The sequence below is a fragment of the Pseudomonas sp. genome (assembly GCF_050739995.1).
Classification (GTDB): Bacteria; Pseudomonadota; Gammaproteobacteria; order Pseudomonadales; family Pseudomonadaceae; genus Aquipseudomonas.
In genome coordinates this window covers 1-3,865 of sequence record NZ_JBOICG010000391.1, presented here as the reverse complement: position 1 = coordinate 3,865, position 3,865 = coordinate 1, and the positions used below count along the sequence as shown (strand labels likewise).

5 protein-coding genes are annotated in these 3,865 nt (G+C 61.2%); 2 read left to right on the top strand and 3 right to left on the bottom strand.

What is annotated here, in order from left to right; genetic code table 11:
• Nucleotides 1–62: 62 nt before the first annotated feature.
• Both ACRESD_RS13060 and ACRESD_RS13055 read right to left on the bottom strand, forming a co-directional pair.
• The gene (locus ACRESD_RS13060) at nt 63–641 is read right to left on the bottom strand and encodes a DUF4337 domain-containing protein (RefSeq protein ID WP_431751279.1); all 579 of its coding nucleotides are present in this window, start codon (nt 639–641) and stop codon (nt 63–65) included.
• A 55-nt stretch (nt 642–696) separates the two neighbouring features.
• Complete coding sequence (locus ACRESD_RS13055; protein WP_431751278.1) at nt 697–1,581, bottom strand: LysR family transcriptional regulator; 885 nt, start codon at nt 1,579–1,581, stop codon at nt 697–699.
• 93 nt (nt 1,582–1,674) lie between these two features.
• Here ACRESD_RS13055 and ACRESD_RS13050 point away from each other — a divergent pair, with 93 nt between their 5' ends.
• Complete coding sequence (locus tag ACRESD_RS13050; RefSeq protein ID WP_431751277.1) at nt 1,675–2,643, top strand: NAD(P)H-binding protein; 969 nt, start codon at nt 1,675–1,677, stop codon at nt 2,641–2,643.
• On the opposite strand, the gene ACRESD_RS13045 is transcribed toward ACRESD_RS13050, so the two are convergent.
• Nucleotides 2,630–2,986, bottom strand: a complete 357-nt coding sequence (locus ACRESD_RS13045) for a DUF2784 domain-containing protein (protein ID WP_431751276.1) — start codon at nt 2,984–2,986, stop codon at nt 2,630–2,632. The two genes, ACRESD_RS13050 and ACRESD_RS13045, sit on opposite strands and share 14 nt — an antisense overlap.
• Nucleotides 2,987–3,093: 107 nt before the next feature.
• Between ACRESD_RS13045 and ACRESD_RS13040 the strand changes: the two genes are divergently transcribed.
• Nucleotides 3,094–3,783 carry an HAD-IA family hydrolase gene (locus ACRESD_RS13040; RefSeq protein ID WP_431751275.1) on the top strand — a complete coding sequence of 230 codons (690 nt, stop codon included), beginning with the start codon at nt 3,094–3,096 and terminating at the stop codon, nt 3,781–3,783.
• Nucleotides 3,784–3,865: the final 82 nt, after the last annotated feature.

Below are 3,865 nucleotides of genomic sequence, written 5' to 3'. Positions count from 1 at the left end.
CATCTATCTACTGACGCTCCGCATTCGCGAGCAAGCCCGCCCCTGCATTTGACCGCGTTCCGTCAGAGATGCAGCCATGCCAGGCTGCCTAACACCACCGCCACGCCGCCGGCGGTGTATGACAGGCGCTTGAGCCATTCCTTGCGTGTGAGCAAGGTAATCGCCGCCAACGAAATCGCGATCTGAATCGCCGTCATCGCCTGCGCCCAGCGGTGATGCTGATGCAAAGCCTCTTCGGATTTCCGGTCCCATTCCTTTGATGTGGCCTCAAGCTTTTCGGCCTGCTTACGGACTTCTTCCTTCTGGCTCTTGTAGCGTTGCACTTCGTCGTTGTAGTGCGCCGCATCGACGCCAGGAATGTGCGAGGCCAGCTCGGCCAGGTTTTGCCGGCTGGATTTGGCCTGGTAGTAATTCCACTGGTTGGCGGCTTCGGTCTTGATGATGGCGGCGTTGTTCTTGTCCATCGCCGCTTCACTTTCGGTGGAGCCTGCCTGGTAGCTGAGCATGGCGCCGACCGTGGCCATCAGGGCGGTCATCACGGCAATGCGGCTGGCGAAATTGTCACCGCGGCCGTGGGCATGTTCAGTGGTGTGTTCGACGTGTTTTTCGTGGGGGCTGGGGACTTCGAAGGCTTCGGACATGGGGGCGTCTACGAACGGATTGAGGGAAGCCTGATTCTTTACCAGTGAAGCTGTCTCAAACCTGTACGTAACGCTGCAAACCTTCCACCAACGCATCAAACATCACCCGGCAGCGCGGGCTGTTGCGCAGGTCTTCGTGCATGGTCACCCAGGTGTCCAATTTGAGTGCGAAAGCCTGTGGCAGCACCCGACGCAGACGTGGGTCGCGCTTGGCCAGTTGCACCTGGCAACCCCCGATACCGGCACCGGCGCGGATCAGTGCCAGCTGTGCCAGGTCGCTGTCGCTGCTGAGGGCGAAGGCGCTGCGTTCGAAGCCCTTGATGGCAAGGCTGCGGATAAAGGCGTTTTCCTGGTCGAAGCCGATCACCGAATGGTCGGCCAGGTCGTGCATATGCAGCGGCATGCCATGTTGTTGCAGATAATCATCGCGGGCGTGCAGGCCGACTTCTATCAGGCCGACACGCCGTGCCAGCAATTGCTCCTGGCGCGGTCGGACCATGCGCACGGCGATGTCGGCCTCCAGTTGCAGCAGATCGCTGAGGCGGTTGGTCAGCACCAGTTCAACCCGCAGGTGCGGGTGCTGGCGGCGTAACTCGGTGATGATCGGCGGCAGTACTTCCACGCCGACCACTTCACTGGCCGACACTCGCACCACCCCTTGTACCTCGTCGCCCTGGGCTGAGGCGGCACGCTCCAGGGCGGCGGCGGTACGTTCCATGGTTTCGGCGTGGGCGCGCAAGGTGTGAGCCACCGCCGTGGGCAACAGCCCTGTGGGCGAGCGGGTGAAGAGCACCACGCCCAATGCCGTCTCCAGCGCAGCAATATGCCGACCGACTGTAGGCTGTGTGATGCCGAGCAGCCGCGCGGCCCCCGACAACGATCCTTCCTTGAGCACGCCGAGGAATGACCGGTAAAGCTCCCAACCAATATTCGCTGCCATGCATAAATGTATAGCGATTGGTTGGTCTTCGACAATTCCTCTATAGCAGTGCCACCCACACAATTGCCCCATCAATCCATGTGGGAGAAGGTCATGAGCAAGGTTCTGGTATTGGGTGCAACCGGCGGAATTGGTGGCGAAGTCGCGCGGCAACTGGTAGCGGCGGGCTGGGACGTATGTGCGTTGACTCGGGATGTGGACAAAGCCCGTCGCCAGAACCCCAGTCTTACCTGGCGTGCGGGTGATGCACTCAATCGGCAGGACGTGCTGTCGGCGGCGCGTGGTTGCGAGGTGATCGTCCATGCCGTCAACCCACCGGGTTATCGCAATTGGGCCGGGCTGGTGCTGCCGATGATCGACAACACCATCGCGGCCGCTATCGCCGAGGGCGCGACCATTGTGTTGCCGGGTACGGTCTACAACTTCGGGCCGGATGCCTTTCCCGTGCTGCATGAGGATTCGCCCCAGCATCCGCAGACGCGCAAGGGCGCGATCCGCGTGCAAATGGAGCAACGTTTGCTGGTCGCCTCCCAGCAGGGCGCGCGGGTGCTGGTCGTGCGCGCCGGGGATTTTTTCGGCGCCCGTGCGGGTAGCAGTTGGTTCTCCATGGGGCTGCTCAAGCCTGGAAAACCGGTCGCCAAAGTGAGTTATCCGGGGGCGCGAGGCGTGTTGCATCAATGGGCCTACCTGCCGGACGTGGCCTGTACGATAGTCGAGTTGCTTGAGCGCCGTGCCACTCTCGATGCTTTCGCCAGTTTTCACATGGCGGGCCATATCGATACCGATGGCACGCAGATGAGCGAGGCCATCCAGCGCGTGGTGTTACGTAGGTCGGGTCGGCAACCCCGTGTAAGCGTTTTTCCCTGGTGGCTGTCGACGTTGGCCGCACCTTTTGTCGTCACCTTCCGCGAGATGCAGGAGATGCGTTACCTCTGGCGCACACCATTGCGCATGGACAACCAGCGTCTGGTCGCGGTATTGGGCAAGGAGCCCCACACACCGCTGGAACAGGCGGTGGAGGCCACATTGGATGGCTTGGGTTGCCTGCCTAAGCGCGCCTGATCAAACGTGCATACACCACCAGGTTGATCAGCACCACCACCGCGCCCAGCACCAGTTGAATATTCGCGGTCAGGCCCGCGGGATAGATCAATGTGAGGATGTAGTGCTCGATGAAGCCACCGCCATAGCCGTCTTGCCCGGCGAGGTGGCGAAACAGGTTTTCCCAACGGGTCAGCGGGCAGGGCAGGTGCAGCACCTCCACAGCGATGCCCCAGGCGACGGCGGGCAGGTGCAGCCATATCACTCGGCGCCATTTAAGGGCGAGCAGGCCACCGAACAGTACGAACAGGATAAAGCAGAGGTGAAACAGCACCAGGCTGTCGGCGGCTAGACGGTAGAGCATCGCGGGCACTTCAATAGGAAAGGCGCACAGTCTAAAGGGTTGCCTGTCGACAAGCGTGGCCGTTATTGTGCTGAATCCTTTTAGTCCTTCCTCCAGGTTCTGTTGTGATGAATGCACCGCGTACCGCTGTCGGTCCGATCAAGGCCGTGATTTTCGATATGGACGGGTTGTTGCTGGACACGGAAGGTATCTACACCGAAGTGACGCAGATCATCGCCGAACGCTACGGCCGTACCTATGACTGGGGCATCAAGCAGCACATCATCGGGCGCGGTGCCCAGGACCTGGCCGACTACGTGGTCAAGGCGCTGGACCTGCCGATCACCCCGGCTGAATTCCTCGAAATCCGCGAACCGCTGATGAGCGAGCGTTTCCCCAAGGCCTTGGGAATGCCTGGCGCCGAAGCGCTGGTCCGGCACTTGAAGGCGCATAACATCCCGATTGCCGTGGGCACCAGTTCGTCGCGTAATTCGTTTGGCCACAAGACCACCTTGCACCGCGAGTGGTTTGGCCTGTTCGGCACCATCGTCACCGCCGATGACCCGGAAGTGGGGGCTGCCAAACCCGCGCCAGACATTTTCCTCACCGCGGCCCGCCGCCTGGGCGTCGCGCCCGAGGATTGCCTGGTGTTCGAGGACTCGCCGTTCGGTGTCACGGCCGCCAAGGCCGCGAACATGACCGCCATCGCCGTGCCGGATGAAGCCATGGCCGACAGCAAGTACCAGCATGCCGACCAGATCATCCGCAAACTCGCGGATTTTGATTTGGCTGCCTATGGTTTGCCGCCGCTTTCCTGAATAAACACCCTCAAAAAATGTAGGAGCCGGGCTTGTGTGGGAGCTGGCTTGCCTGCGATGGCATCACCGCGGTGTGACTAAC